Here is a 15,990-nt window from a genome sequence, read left to right on the forward strand (position 1 = left end):
GTGCTAGCGGCTGCGCGTCGTCGGCACGCCGTGCGGCGCGAGCACCGGCACGAAGACACGTCGGGACGCGCGGGCAGCAACCGGCAGGCCCTGATAAAGCCGCTTCTGTGCCTCGACGATGATGACACCGGAAAAAGCCGGCCAGAGTGCGCGGCCGATCCGCTCGAAACCGCGGCGCAGGCGCAAGACGGCACGCAGTTTCGACGGCGGAAAGAACAGAGCCTCGGCCGTGGCGCCTGGCGTGAAATTGGTCTCGCGCAGCAGATGGGTCAGCTGGCCGCGCGAATAGGGCCGGCCCGAACCGAAAGGCGTATGTTCCATCCGTGCCCAGACACCGCGCCGGTTCGGCACGACGATAACGAGCCGTCCGCCGGGCGCCAGCACCCGCCAGAGCTCTTTCAGCGTCTCACGCGGACTTTCCGCAAATTCCAGTGAATGCACCATCAGCACGCGATCGATCGAAGAATCCGGCAGCGGCAATTCCTCATCGAAGATCAGCGCAGTGGAGGAGAGCGAGCCGACAGGCCAGTTCACCGCCCCCTGCCCGGCCGGCATGAAGGCGAAGGTGCGTTCCGTATCGGCCTGGAACCGGTCGAGGAAGGGCACGGAATAACCGATGCCTACAAGCCGCTCCTGCGGCAGCCGGACCCAGAGCGATGATAGCGCCATGGCAATCGACTGCTCGGCCATGCGCCCAAGCTCGGAATGATAGAATTGGCGAAGATCGACGATATCGGCGTGCATTATCTCAAATGTTATCAATGACCGGTTGGACTTCAAGGCCGGAACCTCTACATTCCCGGTCAGTTCGAGGGATAAGGGACTATTTGAGCGATGAAACCTTTGGAATTAGATGTTTTTCTCTGCCGCAGCGACAATTTCGGTGTTCTGATCCATGACACGGAGACTGGGCAGACCGCTTCGATCGACGCGCCCGATGCGGCAGCTGTCGAAGCCGCTGCTGCGCGCCGCGGTTGGAACATCACCCATATCTTCACGACCCACCACCACATCGACCATGTGGAAGGCAATCTGGCGCTGAAAGAACAATACGGCCTTGAGATCATCGGCCCGATCAACGAGGCTGTGGCCATTCCCGGCCTCGACAAGACGATGGGCGACGGCGACAGCTTCCTCTTTGGCGACCACACGGTCAATGTCATCGAAACGCCCGGCCACACGGCAGGCCATATCTGTTACCACTTCCCCGACGACAAGCTGCTCTTCGCAGCCGATACGCTCTTTGCGCTCGGCTGTGGCCGCTTGTTCGAACGGCCGGCCGCCGACATGTGGCACTCACTGCAGAAGCTTGCCGTCCTTCCGGATGAGACCACCGTCTATTTCGGCCACGAATATACGCTCTCGAACGCCCGTTTTGCGGTCACCATCGACCCTGACAACGAGCGCCTGAAGAGCCGCGCCGCAGAAATCGAAGCGCTGCGGGCCGAAGGCAAGTTCACCATTCCGACGACGTTGGGGCTCGAAAAGGAAACAAACCCCTTCCTGCGCGCCGCCGATCCTGCCATCCGCCGCAATCTGCTGATGGAAGGAAAGACCAACGAAGAGGTCTTCGCCGAAATCCGCAAGCGCAAGGACAATTTCTAGGACATGGCTGGCACGGACCTGTCACCCGAGGAGATTATCCGCGAGCTCGGTATGCAGCCGCATCCCGAAGGCGGCTGGTATGTCCAGACCTTCCGCGACACGAATGGCGGCGAGCGCGGCCATTCGACGGCAATCTATTATCTGCTAGCCAAAGGGCAGCGCTCGCATTGGCATCGCGTGCACGACGCTGCGGAGGTCTGGCACTACTATGCCGGCGCGCCGCTGGCTCTCCATCGTTCCGAAGATGGTGGCAGCAGCGAGACGCTGAAACTCGGCACGGATATCGCCGGCGGCGAGCGGCCGCAGGCAATCATTCCCGCCAACTGGTGGCAATCGGCCGAAACCCTGGGCGACTATACGCTGGTCGGCTGCACGGTTGCGCCAGGCTTCGAATTCTCCAAATTCGAAATGGCGCCGCCGGACTGGAAGCCCGGTTCCTAGATCTGCTCCGCCACAGGCTGCATTTGTGGCTTGCGGCGGAACATCTCCTGTGCGGCGAGCACCGCGCCACCCGTGATCAGCAGGCAGGCAAGCACAATACGCCAGCTCGGTTCGGCAATTCCGAAGACTGTCAGTATCAGCGTCGAAAGTAGCGGTGCGGCATAGCTTGCAGCGCCGAGAATCTGGATATCACCGTTCTTGACCCCGTGATCCCAGGCATAAAAGGCCGCGCCGACCGGAAAGAGACCGAGACCGACCACCGCAATCCATTCGAAGCCCGTTTGCGGCCAGACCGTCGTCTCCAGTCCCAGATGGCAGAGCAGCGAAAGAATTGATGTCGCAAGGCAGAAGCCGGTGACCACATCGGTCGAGACAGCATCGAAACGCCGCGTCAGCAGTGAATAGCCGGACCAGGTGAAGGCACAGAGGAAGGCAGCGCCATAACCGACCGCATATGCGCCGTCGAAATCGATGCCGTTGCGCCCAACGATCAGGAAGGTGCCGCACAGCCCCGCCAGAGCGCCGACGATGTGGTACCAGCGCAACTTCTCGCCCGGCAGCAGCGCCGAACCGACGACGATCAGCAGCGGCCACAGATAGGCAATCAGCCCAGCCTCAACCGCCGGCGCATTTCTCAGCGCGGTGAAGTAGAGGAAGTGGTAGCCGAACAGACCGGCAACACCTGTTATCCAGACCTTTGCCGGCTGCTTCAGGAGCGCGATGCGCGACGGGTTGAAGGCGAGCACGAGAATGCCGGGAATACTGCCGATGGCAAAGCAGATGGCGGAAAGCTGGAATGGCGGCATCTTGCCGGAGGCGGCCGTAAAGAGTGCCAGGAACGACCACATCAGAATGGCCGTAAAACCTATCAGCGTTGCCCGAAGCTTCACCTGTCCCCCTTGCGGAGACTTGTCAAAGCTCCGTCAGCTGCTCACACGCCGTATTTCACGGCAGTGATTGTCACCGTTCCGTATTCCGTGGGAATGCGGACGTAGACCGGAGCATATACATTCGCCGCCTGAGCCTTGGCAAACCAGATCTCCATACGATTGCTCTTGCTGAGATAGTCGAGATCCTTGCGGCCCTTCTTGTAGCCGGAACGCGGAATGAAGCGCACGCTGCAGACGGTCGCCTTGCCCTTGAACCCATCCGTCGAGAAATCCTCGTCACCTTTCGGCGAAAGCACGAGGTCCATCCGTGTCTCGCCGTCAAAGATGGGCAGTTTCTGGGCGCACACATTGGTATCGCCAGTGAAGATCAGGCCCGAAATCGGATCGAGCACGGAGCGCATGTCGCCCTGCGTCACCGGAATCCAGTTCTTTGGCCGCCGCGGCTCGGGTGTGGTGGTAGCAGAGACGATATTGCCGTTGCGATAGCTGACCTCATAGGTCCGCACCTTCTTGCCGGTCTTGTAATAGAGAACGTATTTTGCTGCCTGCAGGCGGTCGTTTCGTACCACGCCGCTGACACTGGTCTTGGCAAGGATATCGGTGACGAGATCGGCAAGACCGGCCGATTTGATATCGCCGTCAATATTGTAGCTGTGATCGTCTTCGATCTTGGTCAGGAAGGCTGCCCGCGCGATCGTCAGCCCTGCAAGGGCGACCTTGTACTCCGTACGGTGCTGTATCTCGCTTGCACCCGCTGGCAAGGCCAGAAGCGCCGCAAATGCCGAAGCCGTTATTCGTCTGCCGAGATGAGCCATAGTGAGAGCCTTGTCTTGCTGGGCCGCTTGCGCCCTTGCATTGCGGTCTATACTCCTGCCGCAACGCGAAGAAAACAGCAGCTTTTTGACAGAATTGCGGGAAAGGCCAAGGTTTGGCTTGACGGGCGCGGCCTGTCTGACTATAGAACCGCAACTTTCCAATCATGGCCTGATGGATTGCGCAGCTGGTTGTTGCCGGATTGTCATCCAATGGCCCGAGAAAAACAAGAATAGGTGTTCCATGTCCCGCATGTGCGAATTGACCGGCAAGGCAGTCCTGACTGGTAACAATGTCAGCCATGCCAACAACAAGACCAAGCGCCGGTTCCTCCCGAACCTGTGCCAGGTTACGCTGATCTCCGATGCGCTCGGTCAGCGTTACCGTCTTCGCGTTTCGGCTGCTGCTCTTCGTTCCGTTGAGCACCGTGGCGGCCTCGATGCCTTCCTGCTGAAGGCTAGCGAAAACGAACTTTCGATGCGCGCTCGTCTGCTGCGCCGTCAGATCGTCAAGAAGACCGCTGAAGCCGCTGCTGTCGCAGCCTAAGCTTCGACGAAGTCTTTCGAAAGCTTCAAAAGGCTTGCACGGATAACATCCGGACAGGCCTTTTGCTTTGCCAGCCTTTAGGCCTAAATTTTACTCCAACTGGTGGCATCACCCAGGATAAAAAAATGCTGAAGACCCGCTATACGTTGGCCTATGTCGCCCTGATGACGCTTGTCGTCGTCGCCTCCAATTTTCTCGTCCAGTTTCCGCTGAACGCCACGATTGCCGGTATCAATCTTACCGACATTCTGACCTGGGGCGCCTTCTCCTATCCGATCGCCTTCCTGATCACCGACCTGACGAACCGCCAGTTCGGCCCACAGGCTGCGCGTAAGGTGGTTTTCGCCGGCTTTGTCGTCGGTGTCGCCCTTTCCTTCTTCACCTCGGTTCCGCGTATCGCAATCGCCTCCGGCTCGGCCTATCTTGCTGGCCAGCTTCTCGATATCGCCGTCTTCAACCGTCTACGCCGTCAGGCCTGGTGGCGCGCCCCGCTCGTCGGCTCGTTGATCGGTTCGGCGCTGGACACAGTGATGTTCTTCTCGCTGTCCTTCGCCGCCTTCTTTGTCTTCCTTGGCCCGAACGAACCGTTCGCGCTGGAAAACGCACCGATCCTCGGTGTCCTTTCAACGGAAGCCCCGCGCTGGATCTCCTGGGCACTGGGTGATTTCTTGGTGAAGATGCTTGTCGGCCTGGTAATGCTGCTGCCCTACGGCGCACTCATGAACGTGCTGCGTCCGATGCAGTCCGCTGCGGCACGGTAAATACCGCCGCACCATCAGCCGTCACCTTGCTCCCGCTTGGATGGACATTGTTTCTGGTCGAGCGACCCAGGAAAACGCTCTGATCATGAATGCTGGACGGACTGGCTGCAGGCTTTGCTGCAGCCAGTCCGAGCGTCGTCAGCAATCAACACCGGCCACGGATTCACGAAGCCCGAGGGCGCTTTGCAATCACCGCCGGGTGGTTCAGTACGTCAGCAACAAGATCTCCCAGGGGACGCGATGAGTCGAGGCGCAGGACTGGCCTCGTCACCGTCCTTAGCCACTCTTCATGCCCAACGAGGCTGCGGTGTTCCGGTCCGGCCGTATCATAGCTCTGGGCCCATTCCATGAAGGCGCGGCTTTGCACGGCCATGTCGCCGCCAGGCCTGATCCGCTCGCCGTAGCGGGCATCCTCGCGCGTGCGGATGCGCTCCATGCGCAAGATTGGATCGATCGTCAGGAAAACCACCAGATCATAAAGCGGCTCGAAGTCCGCACCCCATTTCAGGGCCGAGCCGGAAAGCACCCAGCCAGCATCGGGCCGCGCTTCCTGTTGGAGCATCGCGACGCGAGCGCTCACTTCGCGCTGCGTCGTGAAGGGCGGATCGGTCGGCATCCAGAAGAAATGGTCGGTATCGAGATGGCGGATGCCGAGTATGTCGGCCAGCGCCAGGCCGAGCGTGGTCGTGCCGGAGCCCGAAGCGCCCGTGATATGGATGTGCATGATACGCTCTCGTAAGGGGTGATATCCGCAAGGGACGGACCGAATAGCGCAGAGTTGTGACAGCCATTCGACGGCCACTCAATCGATGAGTCTGAACTCCAGCATCAGATTGCGCTGAAGGATGGAGTGATTGTCGTCAGACACCAGGATGACATGCGTCGTGCCATCGGCCGCCTGGAAGGTATCGATCCCTTCCATATTGTCGATATTGTAGTTGAAATTGCCCTCGACGAGCAGTTCCCCATTCACAATGGCGCCAGGTTTGATATCCGCCCCCTTGATACGGCGGATCCGCATGCCGATGCCTTCGGCCATGTTGAAGCGCCGCTCCAGAAGAAGCAGATCGCCGTCCGGCAAGAAGGCGCCGTCAGTCACATCGAAGCTGCCGTCCTGCTCGACGGTAAACTGCCCTTTCAACGGCCCGTCCAGAATAGCCGCAAGCCGGTTGCCGTCCTCGTCCAGGCTACGCTCGGTCACGATCAGGGGCGCGCCCTTCAGCGGGCCTGAGGCAGGGGCCACGACGACAGTTTCAATTCCACGGTTCGACCGCATCTCATCGCGGGGAACGAGGATCCCGACAGTCGACAGGGATCGTGAGTCGAGAAAACCAGGATCCGGATAGACGTCGACGCGATGATACTGTTCGAAGGACACAAGAAGCCTGTCGCCATCCAGCGCGAGGCCCTCGGCATCCATATGTCCCTTACCCTCATAGGTCCGGCCGACCCGATCCCGCATCGGCGTGATCTCGACACCGGAAAGACCGGAGAGCCTGCCATTGGCATCACGTTCGATGCTGCCCGTCAGCCAGTGCCCGGTATCGAGAACGCCAACGAAACTCTTGCCGTCAGGGCGCATGCGGATGGAAGAAAGCGAGCCGAAGAGCGAATTGCTCGACACCATCTCCAGCCCGCCGATAAACTCCAGCGGACCGAAACGGGTTTCGTCGCGACCGATATGGAAATCCGAAATTTTGCGGCTGACGATCTTCGCAGGCTCGCCCGCGCCCGCTTGCGCGCTTGAGAACCCTGTCGCGAGGCAGAGGGCGACCAGAGCCACGCGAGACAGGTTTTCAAACGCCATACGGAGCTTCCCCGAGACTATATCAACCAGCGCGGCGCAGACGGCCACCGCGCGGCTGTGTGGCATGATCCTCAAACAATTCGGCTAGCTGCTCGGTCATGGCGCCGGCAAGCTCGTCGGCATCGACGATCGTCACGGCACGGCGATAGTAGCGCGTGACGTCATGGCCGATGCCGATTGCCAGAAGCTCGACCGGAGAACGCGTCTCGATCTGCTCGATCACGGCGCGCAGGTGTCGCTCCAGATAATTGCCTGGATTGACCGACAGCGTGGAATCATCGACTGGCGCACCATCCGAAATCATCATCAGGATGCGGCGCTGTTCGCGCCGTGCCAGCAGGCGATTATGCGCCCAGATCAGCGCCTCGCCATCGATGTTTTCCTTGAGCAGGCCTTCTCGCATCATCAGGCCGAGATTGCTGCGTGCCCGCCGCCACGGAGCGTCGGCAGACTTGTAGACGATATGGCGCAGGTCGTTGAGTCGGCCTGGTGTCTGCGGCTTGCCATTCGCAAGCCAGTTCTCGCGCGCCTGACCGCCCTTCCAGGCCTTTGTCGTGAAGCCGAGGATTTCCACCTTGACGCCGCACCGCTCGAGCGTGCGCGCCAGGATATCGGCGCAGGTCGCCGCAACAGTGATCGGTCGGCCGCGCATTGAGCCGGAATTGTCGATCAGCAGCGTCACGACCGTATCGCGGAACTGCGTATCGCGCTCCATCTTGAAGGAGAGAGGCTGCGTCGGGTCGATGATGATGCGCTGCAGACGGGCCGTATCGAGATAGCCTTCCTCGAGATCGAAATCCCAGGAACGGTTCTGCTGCGCCATCAGCTTGCGCTGCAGGCGGTTGGCAAGGCGACCGACAGCGCCCTGCAGGTGCGCCAGTTGTTTGTCGAGGAAGGCGCGCAGGCGCTCCAGTTCGGCGGCATCGCACAGCTCTTCGGCCGTGATGATTTCGTCGAACTCTTCCGTATAGACGTGGTAATCGACCTTCTCGTTGAAATCGGCAAACGGCGTATTCGGACGGCGGGTTTCGCCCGGCGTCTCGGAATCGTCCTCGCCCTCTTCCATCATGTCGTCGTCGGAGATTTCGGCGCCTTCAGTCTCGCCGTCCTCCATTTGCTCATCGGAGACTTCGCTGTCCTCGACAGGTGCGGCATCGCTGCCGGCATCCTCGTCGACCTCGTCCTCGTTCTGCTCGTCACCAGTCGGCTGATCATTGTCGTTGGACTGCTCGTCATCATCCGAATTGCTGTCGTCATCGCCATATTCCTCAGCCATCTCCATGGCTGAAAGCATATTGCGAATGACCTTCGAGAAAGCCTGCTGGTCGTTGATGACGCCGGAGAGATTGTCGAGCTCGCTGCCGGCCTTGTCTTCGATGAAGGAACGCCACAGGTCGAGCACCTTGCCAGCCGAGGCCGGCGGCTTCTGACCGGTGAGCTTCTCGCGCACCATCATGGCGACAGCCTCGCCGATCGGCGCATCTTCCTGTCGTTCGATGCCGGTGAAATTCGCCTTCGCGTATTTCTCGTCCGTCATGGAACGCAGGTTTGCAGCCATGCCTTCCATGCGCAGTGAACCGATCGATTCCACCCGCGCCTGCTCGACAGCGTCGAAGATCGCCCGAGCATCGGAGCCCTGCGGCGCCATGGTCGAATGGACCTTCTCGTCGTGGCAGGCGATACGAAGCGCCATGGAATCTCCAAGCCCACGCGTCACCGCCAGCTCATGCGCCGTCGGCCGCTTGGAAAGCTCCGGCAGACGGATACGCTCGCCCGTCATGCCGGGACGCTCATTGGCGAAAGCCACCTCGACCTGGTCGTCACCGGCGATTGCGCGCACGCAACCGGTTATCGCACGCCGCAACGGCTCGACATCGACAGGCGCGCCGGGCTTTGCTTTCGAATTGTCACCACGAGATGCCATGATCGACTGGCCTTATGCCCCCAGCACGATGTTGGCCGCACTTTCCTTCAGCTCTACACCGAAGGCGCGCTGATAATGCTCGGCCACCAGCGGACGCTCGAGCTCGTCGCACTTGTTGAGGAAGGTTACCCGGAAGGCGAAGGCGATGTCGCCGAAGATCTCGGCATTCTCGGCCCATGTGATGACGGTACGCGGGCTCATGACGGTCGACAGATCGCCGTTCATGAACGAAGCGCGTGTCAGGTCGGCGACGCGGACCATCTTGGAAACCGTATCACGGCCTTCCTTGTCCTTGCCGAAACTCTTCACCTTGGCGGCGATGATATTCACTTCGTGGTCGTGCGGCAGGTAATTCAACGTCGAGACGATAGACCAGCGGTCCATCTGCGCCTGGTTGATCTGCTGCGTGCCGTGATAGAGGCCCGTCGTATCGCCGAGACCAATCGTGTTGGCAGTCGCAAACAGGCGGAAGGCCGGGTGAGGGCGAATGACGCGGCTCTGGTCGAGCAGCGTCAGGCGGCCAGAGGATTCCAGCACACGCTGGATAACGAACATCACGTCCGGGCGGCCGGCATCGTACTCATCGAAAACGAGTGCGACATTGTGCTGGTAGGCCCAGGGCAGGATGCCGTCCTTGAATTCGGTGACCTGCAGGCCATCCTTGACGACGATTGCATCCTTGCCGACGAGATCGATACGGCTGACATGGCTGTCGAGGTTGATACGCACGCACGGCCAGTTGAGGCGGGCGGCGACCTGCTCGATATGCGAAGACTTGCCCGTGCCGTGGTAGCCTGAAATCATCACGCGTCGGTTATGGGCAAAGCCTGCGAGGATCGCGAGCGTCGTCTCACGGTCGAAGAGGTAGTCGGTATCGAGATCAGGCACATAGGCGTCGCCCTTGCTGTAGGCGGGAACGCGGATGTCGGAATCGATGCCGAAGGCCTCACGGACCGAAACGGTGGTATCGGGCAGTTCGGAAATATCAAGTTCGATCTTGCTCATCATGTCTCCAAGGCGGGCGGTGGCACCCGACCATACTGTCTCAGGCCATTTCACAACCGCGACGCCGCGATATTTGTCCCGCGCCCGTCAGGTTGGAACGTCGGCGATACTTCTCCGGGACTGAAACGAAACCTCGGCGGGATGATGACCGCTGGCGAGCATTCTTGAAAGAGTCCCGGACAAGAAACGCCGCGTCCGGAAGGTCGGCAGAGGCGATGTCGGGAAAACGCACAAATATGTATGCCGCGGTTGCCTGCGGCCTCAGCCGATGAGGACCATACCCGATTGAAGCTTAAGAGCAAGGACGGGAATTAACAAAAACCGTTCTGCTTCAATAATTGATAGGCCTGGATGACGGCGCGGAAACGCTCTTCCGAGCCGCGATCGCCGCCATTCGCATCGGGGTGATGCTTCTTGACCAGTTCCTTGTACTTGCTCTTGATCTCGGCGGAGGTGGCGTTCGCCGCAAGTCCCATCGTATCGAAAGCCTTGGCTTCCAGCGATTTCAGCTTGCGGGCCTGCGGGAAACGCGGGCCGCTGCCCTTGCCGCCGCCTTCTTTTACGAAGCCGAAGGGATCACGCACGCGTGAATAGGAGCCGGAGCGAACTTCGGCATGCAGCGGGCTGTTCTTGGCATCCTTGTTGACGCCGACCGTCCAGGTGGGGCGATGACCTGTTATCGCCTCCTTCTGGTAGCGCGCGATTTCGCCGTCCGAGAGGCCGGAGAAATAATTGTATCCCTTGTTGTAGTCCTTGACGTGCTCGAAACAGAACAAAAAGAACTGGCCTTCCGCATTGCGTCCCACAGGAGCGCGATGCGTGCCTTTTTTGTCGCAGCCGTCCCACTGGCAAGTTGGAGGCGCCTGCTCGGGCTCCTGCTCTCGCCTGCGGCGCGTACGGATGCGATCGAAGTATTTGGAATCAAGTCTCATGACGGCGCTAATTATGGGGCTGCAGACCGATGACAACAAGAATTGACAAACGGGAATGTTGCTGGCTTGGTGGGAACCTTTTTCGTGAACTCAGAAGACCCAGTGATGACACTCCAGACCAGCATCGAAGAGAAGCTTAAGGCGACCTTCGCACCCGAACGCCTTTCCGTCATCAACGAGAGCCATCTGCATGCCGGCCACCAGCCGGACATCACAGGCGCCGGCGAGACACATATGCGTGTGCGCATCGTCTCTGCAAAATTCGTCGGCATGTCTCGGCTGCAACGGCATAGGGCGATCACCGACCTCCTGAAGCCCGAACTGGATGCCGGGCTTCACGCGTTGGCCGTCGAACCGGCAGCGCCCGGCGAACCGACGCGCTGGTAATCCTTAGCGAATAATCAGCGCGGTCGCGTAAAGGCCGAAACCGAACACGGTGTGGGCCAGCAAATTAAGCACGCGAACCTTGGTAGGGTTCGGCGTCTTCGAAGCTGCCCACCCGAGGCCGAGGCCAGGCTGCATCAGAAACCAGCCCGCTCCGACGGTGACGATACCGAGGATCCAGGCCGGCAGGAACGTCGGGGCGGCAAACCAGGCCGGGCCGACAAAGATCGCCAGCAGGATGCCGTAGAGGATGCCGACGACATAGTGACCGATCCAGCCGAGCGCCAGCTCGCTGGCATATGGCGCGGCGTCACCGATATTGTCATGGAAGACCTTGCCCTTGCCGAGATGCCAGAACCAGCGGCCGGCCGGCGCCCAGTTCGGCGACGGCGTCACGCCGAGCTTTGCGAGCAGGATCGCCCAGAGATCCATGAGGATGGTTGCCCCGGTGCCGATGACGACGGAGCGCCAGATGATGTCGAACATGTCAGATCCTGCGGAATGAGCCGGCATCAGGAGGTCTCCAGATGCCCGGCAACGGAAAACTTGGTCAGGCGGGTTTCGTTTCGTCTTCCTCGGCGGGACGAATGCGAAGCTTGGTGATGCGGTTCTTCTCCCGCTTCATGACGACGAAGCGTTTGCCGTAGAAGGTGAAGGCCTGCCGCTCCTCGGGAATGGTCATCGATTCATGGATGACGAGGCCGGCAATCGTCGTCGCCTCCTCATCCGGCAGGTTCCAGTCCAGTGCGCGGTTGAGATCGCGGATCGGCACGCCGCCATCAACGACGATCGAACCGTCGGCCTCCTGTCTTACGCCCTGCATGTCGATATCATGTTCGTCGGAGATGTCGCCGACGATCTCTTCGAGAATATCCTCGAGCGTCACGATGCCCTGCACCTCGCCATATTCATCTACGACCACGGCGAAATGCTGCTTGCGGCGAAGGAAGGCGTTGAGCTGGTCTTCGAGATTGGTACTGTCAGGCACGAACCAGGGCTTCTGGGCGATCTTCACGATATCGAGCTGCTGCGGTTCCATGTTCGGCTCGGCCAGCGCCCTGAGCAGATCCTTGGCGTGTACGACGCCGATGATGTTGTCGATCGTACCGCGCCACAGCGGCATGCGCGTATAGGGACTTTCGAGGATCGCCCGGACCACCGCTTCCGGCGGATCGTCGGCATTGATCGCCCGCATCGCCATGCGATGGACCATGATATCCGAAAGCTCGAGTTCGCCGAGATCGAGTACGCCCCCGAGACGGTCACGGTCGGCCTTGACGACGGAACCCTCGCGATGCAGCAGGTCGACGGCGCCGCGCAGCTCCTCATGGGCTGACAGCATCGAGACTTCGCGCGACAGGTTGATCCCGAAAAGACCAAGGATCTTGCGCACGATCGCATTGACGAAGGAAGAGAGTGGGCCGACCACGGCGACGAACAGCCGTGTCGGTATTGCAACGTTGAGCGCAAAGCGCTCCGGCTTGGAGATTGCCCAGCTCTTCGGCAGAACCTCTGCGAAGATTACGAGAATGATGGTCATGGCAAGCGTTGCCAGTGCCACGCCGGAATTGCCGAAGATCCCCAGAAACACGCTTGTCGCCAGCGACGACGACAGGATGTTGGCGAGATTATTGCCGATCAGCAGCGCACCGATCAGCCGGTCACGACGCTCGATGAGGGTTCTGACGAGACCGGCACGCTCATCGCCATTGGCTTCCAGCGTATGGATCCGGCTTCTCGAAACGGCAGTCAGCGCGGTCTCGGATCCAGAAAAGAACGCAGACATCAACACCAGGGCCACGATCGAAACGATCTCCGGCCAGTAGACCGACAAAAACGCCAGGGTGCCCTCGACTGACATCAGGGATGTTTTTCCTTGAGAAAGCTGACCACTTCGGAAGCCGGCACGTCGTCGGCGACGAAAGATTGGCCAATGCCGCGTGTGAGAATGAAAGTGAGCTTGCCGCCCTTGACCTTCTTGTCCTGCGCGATCGCATCCATCAGCGCTTCGGCCGGCGGAAGAGTGCCCGGAATTTCCGACATGCGGGTCGGCAAGCCGACCGCCTTCAGATGCGCCTCGACACGGCGGGCGTCGTCCGGGCTCGCAAGGTTCATGCGCGCCGAAAATTCATGCGCCAGCACCATGCCGATTGAAACCCCTTCGCCATGAACAAGCCGGCTGCTGTCATAGGCGGTCGCAGCCTCCAGCGCATGGCCGAACGTATGGCCAAGATTGAGCAGTGCGCGCTGGCCGTTTTCACGCTCGTCGGCGACGACGACATCCGCCTTCGCCTGGCAGCTGAGGGCAATTGCTTCGATGCGCGCAGAGCCACCGGCAAAGACTGCCTGCCAGTTGTTCTCCAGCCAGGCAAAGAAATCCGGCTTGTCGATCAGGCCGTATTTGGCAACTTCGGCGTAGCCAGCACGGAATTCGCGCTCACTCAGGGAATTCAGAACATCGGTATCGGCGAGAACCAGGTCCGGCTGATGAAAAACGCCGATGAGGTTTTTGCCGTGGCGGCTGTTAATGCCGGTCTTGCCGCCGACGGAGGAATCCACCTGGGCCAGCAGCGAGGTCGGCACCTGCACGAATCGCACACCCCGCCTGACAATACCGGCAGCAAAACCCGAGAGGTCGCCGATGACGCCGCCGCCGAGTGCGATGACATAGTCATTGCGTTCGACGCGCGCTTCCAGAACCTTGTCGCAGACATTGATCAGATGCTCGAAGCTCTTGGTCTTCTCGCCGGCCGGCAAGACGACTGCCGCTGAGGCTATGCCTGCAGCATCCAGACTTGCCTTCAAAGCGTCGAGATAAAGCGGCGCCACATGCTCGTCGGTGATGATGGCGGCCTTGCGCCCCTTGAGCCGCGAGGCAATCTCGGCACCTGCGCCGGCGATCAGCCCCGGCCCGATCATGATATCATAGGCCCGTTCGCCAAGCGGCACATGCACTTTGCGGACAGCGGAAGCGGGGGTTATCGCGTTCATGATACTGCACTTTCCTTCTGCGCCTCGACCACGGCTCTCAGCACTTCATCGGCCATGACTTCCTTGCGTACGTCGCGCGAAAGCACCGTCAGATCGGCTTCGGCATAAACGGGGTAGCGGGCATTCATCAGATTTTCGAGCGTTTGCTTCGGATTTTCGGTCTTCAGGAGCGGGCGTGTGTCACGCTTGTTGACCCGTTCCCAGAGGACCTCGAGATCGGCCTTCAGCCAGACCGAAAGGCCGCCCTTCTTGATATGTCTGCGCGTCCGGGCATTGATGAAGGCGCCGCCGCCGGTGGAGACGACGCGCGGACCGCCCTTGAGCAGGCGCTTCATGACCCGCGCTTCGAGCGCGCGGAACTCCTCCTCTCCATAGGCAGCGAAAAGTTCCGTGATCGTCATGCGCGAAACGCGCTCGATCTCGATATCGCTGTCGATGAAGGGAACGCCGAGCTGGTGCGCAACGAGGCGGCCCACCGAGGATTTTCCGGCTCCCATAAGGCCAACGAGGATCAGATTGCGTGAACCGAGCGCGGCGCGAGCTCTGTCTCTCAGGCTGTCTGCAACGGAAACTGGCGGTTCACTCATCGGTCCATTCACACTTTGTTTGCAAACGGTATCGACAAATGCGGGTGTAGCGTCAAGTCGCGGGCAAGGGAATCATGACACCCATGCCGCTTCTTGCGCTTGCAAATATGCTTCTTATAACAGAAGCAGAGTTCTAAGGAGTAGTCGGATGCCGACCCTGATCCGTTTCCTGTCCGTCCTGGCGGTCATTGCCGGACTGATCTATGGAGCGATGTGGGCGCTCGTCACCTTCGTCGAGCCGCAGGAGCGGGACGTGACGATCCGCATCCCCTCCGAACGGGTGAACCCGCCTTCGACCGGCACGATCAACACCACGAAGAAATGACGCGATGAAGGATCTCGGCCGCGTCCATGTGGAATCATTTCTGGAAATGATGAGCGCCGAGCGGGGTGCTGCGGTCAATACGCTGCAATCCTACGAACGCGATCTGGATGACCTGCGCTCTTTTCTGCACGGTCGCAACATCCGATTGACCGAGGCAGGATCGGGTGATCTCGGCGCCTATCTCGCCTCGCTATCCGCGCAGGGTTTCAAGCCCTCCTCGCAGGCCCGCCGGCTTGCCGCCATGCGCCAGTTCTACAAGTTCCTCTATGCCGAGGGCCTGCGCACAGACGATCCGACCGGCATTCTTGATGCGCCGAAAAAAGGTCGGGCGCTTCCGAAGACAATGGGCGTCGGGGAGGTAACAAAGCTGCTCTCGCAGGCGGAAGCCGAGGCCGCTGACCCAGCCCCCGGCCAGCTTCATCGCCTGCGCATGCTGGCGCTGCTGGAATTGCTCTACGCCACCGGCATGCGCGTCAGCGAACTCGTCTCGCTTCCCGCCCGCGTTCTCGATCAGGAGGGCCGCTTTCTAATGATCCGCGGCAAGGGCAATAAGGAGCGGCTGGTACCCCTTTCCCAATCCGCCATCGCCGCGCTGAAAGCCTACGGTCGCCTGCTGGCAGCCGAGAACGCAGCATCAAAACAGCCTCAGGACAGTCCCTGGCTTTTTCCTGCCGCCTCGAAGGAAGGTTACCTGCCCCGCCAGGTCTTCGCCCGCGATCTCAAAAATCTGGCAATCCGCGCGAGCCTCACACCGTCGATGATTTCGCCGCACGTCATGAGACACGCCTTCGCGAGCCATCTTCTGGCAAATGGTGCGGACCTGCGTGTCGTACAGGAACTCCTCGGCCATTCGGACATTTCGACGACACAAATCTATACGCATGTTCTGGAAGAACGTCTGCAGCAGCTCGTCCATACGCACCACCCCCTTGCAAAACAGGCGAAAAAGCACGAATAGGACCGGCGACAAGGGGCGGAA

The 15,990-nt window shown here is 60.2% G+C and carries 19 protein-coding genes; 7 read left to right on the forward strand and 12 right to left on the reverse strand.

Going from position 1 to position 15,990, the window contains the following annotated elements:
* Positions 1–3: 3 nt before the first annotated feature.
* Positions 4–780 carry a class I SAM-dependent methyltransferase gene (locus tag FHT93_RS22015; protein ID WP_112545545.1) on the reverse strand — a complete coding sequence of 259 codons (777 nt, stop codon included), beginning with the start codon at positions 778–780 and terminating at the stop codon, positions 4–6.
* 54 nt (positions 781–834) lie between these two features.
* On the opposite strand from FHT93_RS22015, the gene gloB reads away from it, so the two are divergent.
* Both gloB and FHT93_RS22025 read left to right on the forward strand, forming a co-directional pair.
* Entirely contained in the window at positions 835–1,605 is a 771-nt protein-coding gene (gene gloB / locus FHT93_RS22020; protein WP_112545546.1) for a hydroxyacylglutathione hydrolase, read from the forward strand.
* 18 nt (positions 1,606–1,623) lie between these two features.
* Positions 1,624–2,046 carry a cupin domain-containing protein gene (locus tag FHT93_RS22025; RefSeq protein WP_112545702.1) on the forward strand — a complete coding sequence of 141 codons (423 nt, stop codon included), beginning with the start codon at positions 1,624–1,626 and terminating at the stop codon, positions 2,044–2,046.
* On the opposite strand, the gene FHT93_RS22030 is transcribed toward FHT93_RS22025, so the two are convergent.
* Entirely contained in the window at positions 2,043–2,936 is an 894-nt protein-coding gene (locus FHT93_RS22030; RefSeq protein ID WP_113013240.1) for an EamA family transporter, read from the reverse strand. The genes FHT93_RS22025 and FHT93_RS22030 overlap by 4 nt on opposite strands.
* A gap of 41 nt (positions 2,937–2,977) precedes the next feature.
* Entirely contained in the window at positions 2,978–3,751 is a 774-nt protein-coding gene (locus tag FHT93_RS22035; RefSeq protein ID WP_113013241.1) for a DUF3108 domain-containing protein, read from the reverse strand.
* A gap of 241 nt (positions 3,752–3,992) precedes the next feature.
* Between FHT93_RS22035 and rpmB the strand changes: the two genes are divergently transcribed.
* Together rpmB and FHT93_RS22045 are read left to right on the forward strand one after the other, a co-directional pair.
* Positions 3,993–4,295 (forward strand): 50S ribosomal protein L28, encoded by a 303-nt coding sequence (gene rpmB / locus FHT93_RS22040; RefSeq protein WP_112545549.1) that lies wholly within the window; start codon positions 3,993–3,995, stop codon positions 4,293–4,295.
* Between the two features lie 125 nt (positions 4,296–4,420).
* The gene (locus FHT93_RS22045; RefSeq protein WP_183849485.1) at positions 4,421–5,056 is read left to right on the forward strand and encodes a VUT family protein; all 636 of its coding nucleotides are present in this window, start codon (positions 4,421–4,423) and stop codon (positions 5,054–5,056) included.
* Positions 5,057–5,219: 163 nt separating this feature from the next.
* On the opposite strand, the gene FHT93_RS22050 is transcribed toward FHT93_RS22045, so the two are convergent.
* From FHT93_RS22050 to FHT93_RS22070, 5 genes are all read right to left on the reverse strand, one after another.
* A complete protein-coding gene (locus tag FHT93_RS22050) occupies positions 5,220–5,783 on the reverse strand; it encodes an AAA family ATPase (protein WP_113013490.1) in 564 nt (187 codons plus the stop codon).
* Positions 5,784–5,858: 75 nt separating this feature from the next.
* Entirely contained in the window at positions 5,859–6,863 is a 1,005-nt protein-coding gene (locus FHT93_RS22055; protein WP_183849487.1) for an esterase-like activity of phytase family protein, read from the reverse strand.
* A 22-nt stretch (positions 6,864–6,885) separates the two neighbouring features.
* Entirely contained in the window at positions 6,886–8,787 is a 1,902-nt protein-coding gene (gene cobT / locus FHT93_RS22060) for a cobaltochelatase subunit CobT (protein WP_183849489.1), read from the reverse strand.
* Positions 8,788–8,799: 12 nt separating this feature from the next.
* The gene (cobS, locus tag FHT93_RS22065; RefSeq protein WP_112545553.1) at positions 8,800–9,792 is read right to left on the reverse strand and encodes a cobaltochelatase subunit CobS; all 993 of its coding nucleotides are present in this window, start codon (positions 9,790–9,792) and stop codon (positions 8,800–8,802) included.
* A 311-nt stretch (positions 9,793–10,103) separates the two neighbouring features.
* Complete coding sequence (locus FHT93_RS22070; RefSeq protein ID WP_112545554.1) at positions 10,104–10,724, reverse strand: J domain-containing protein; 621 nt, start codon at positions 10,722–10,724, stop codon at positions 10,104–10,106.
* A gap of 105 nt (positions 10,725–10,829) precedes the next feature.
* Between FHT93_RS22070 and FHT93_RS22075 the strand changes: the two genes are divergently transcribed.
* The gene (locus FHT93_RS22075; RefSeq protein ID WP_112545555.1) at positions 10,830–11,111 is read left to right on the forward strand and encodes a BolA family protein; all 282 of its coding nucleotides are present in this window, start codon (positions 10,830–10,832) and stop codon (positions 11,109–11,111) included.
* Positions 11,112–11,114: 3 nt separating this feature from the next.
* Here the strand turns inward: FHT93_RS22075 and FHT93_RS22080 are convergent, their stop codons facing one another.
* The 4 genes from FHT93_RS22080 to FHT93_RS22095 form a co-directional block, all read right to left on the reverse strand.
* Positions 11,115–11,594, reverse strand: coding sequence for a DUF2938 domain-containing protein (locus tag FHT93_RS22080; protein ID WP_183849745.1), 480 nt, complete (start codon positions 11,592–11,594; stop codon positions 11,115–11,117).
* Positions 11,595–11,658: 64 nt separating this feature from the next.
* Positions 11,659–12,969: an HlyC/CorC family transporter gene (locus FHT93_RS22085; protein WP_112970874.1), complete on the reverse strand. Its 1,311-nt coding sequence runs from the start codon at positions 12,967–12,969 to the stop codon at positions 11,659–11,661.
* Positions 12,969–14,099 (reverse strand): 3-dehydroquinate synthase, encoded by a 1,131-nt coding sequence (gene aroB, locus FHT93_RS22090; RefSeq protein ID WP_183849491.1) that lies wholly within the window; start codon positions 14,097–14,099, stop codon positions 12,969–12,971. The genes FHT93_RS22085 and aroB overlap by 1 nt, the downstream gene beginning before the upstream one ends.
* Entirely contained in the window at positions 14,096–14,686 is a 591-nt protein-coding gene (locus tag FHT93_RS22095) for a shikimate kinase (protein ID WP_113013246.1), read from the reverse strand. The genes aroB and FHT93_RS22095 overlap by 4 nt, the downstream gene beginning before the upstream one ends.
* Positions 14,687–14,834: 148 nt before the next feature.
* Here FHT93_RS22095 and FHT93_RS22100 point away from each other — a divergent pair, with 148 nt between their 5' ends.
* Entirely contained in the window at positions 14,835–15,011 is a 177-nt protein-coding gene (locus FHT93_RS22100; protein ID WP_183849492.1) for a hypothetical protein, read from the forward strand.
* A 4-nt stretch (positions 15,012–15,015) separates the two neighbouring features.
* Positions 15,016–15,969, forward strand: coding sequence for a site-specific tyrosine recombinase XerD (gene xerD, locus FHT93_RS22105; RefSeq protein ID WP_183849494.1), 954 nt, complete (start codon positions 15,016–15,018; stop codon positions 15,967–15,969).
* Positions 15,970–15,990: the final 21 nt, after the last annotated feature.

This window comes from Rhizobium sp. BK379, from assembly GCF_014193955.1.
In the GTDB taxonomy this organism is placed as follows: domain Bacteria; phylum Pseudomonadota; class Alphaproteobacteria; order Rhizobiales; family Rhizobiaceae; genus Rhizobium.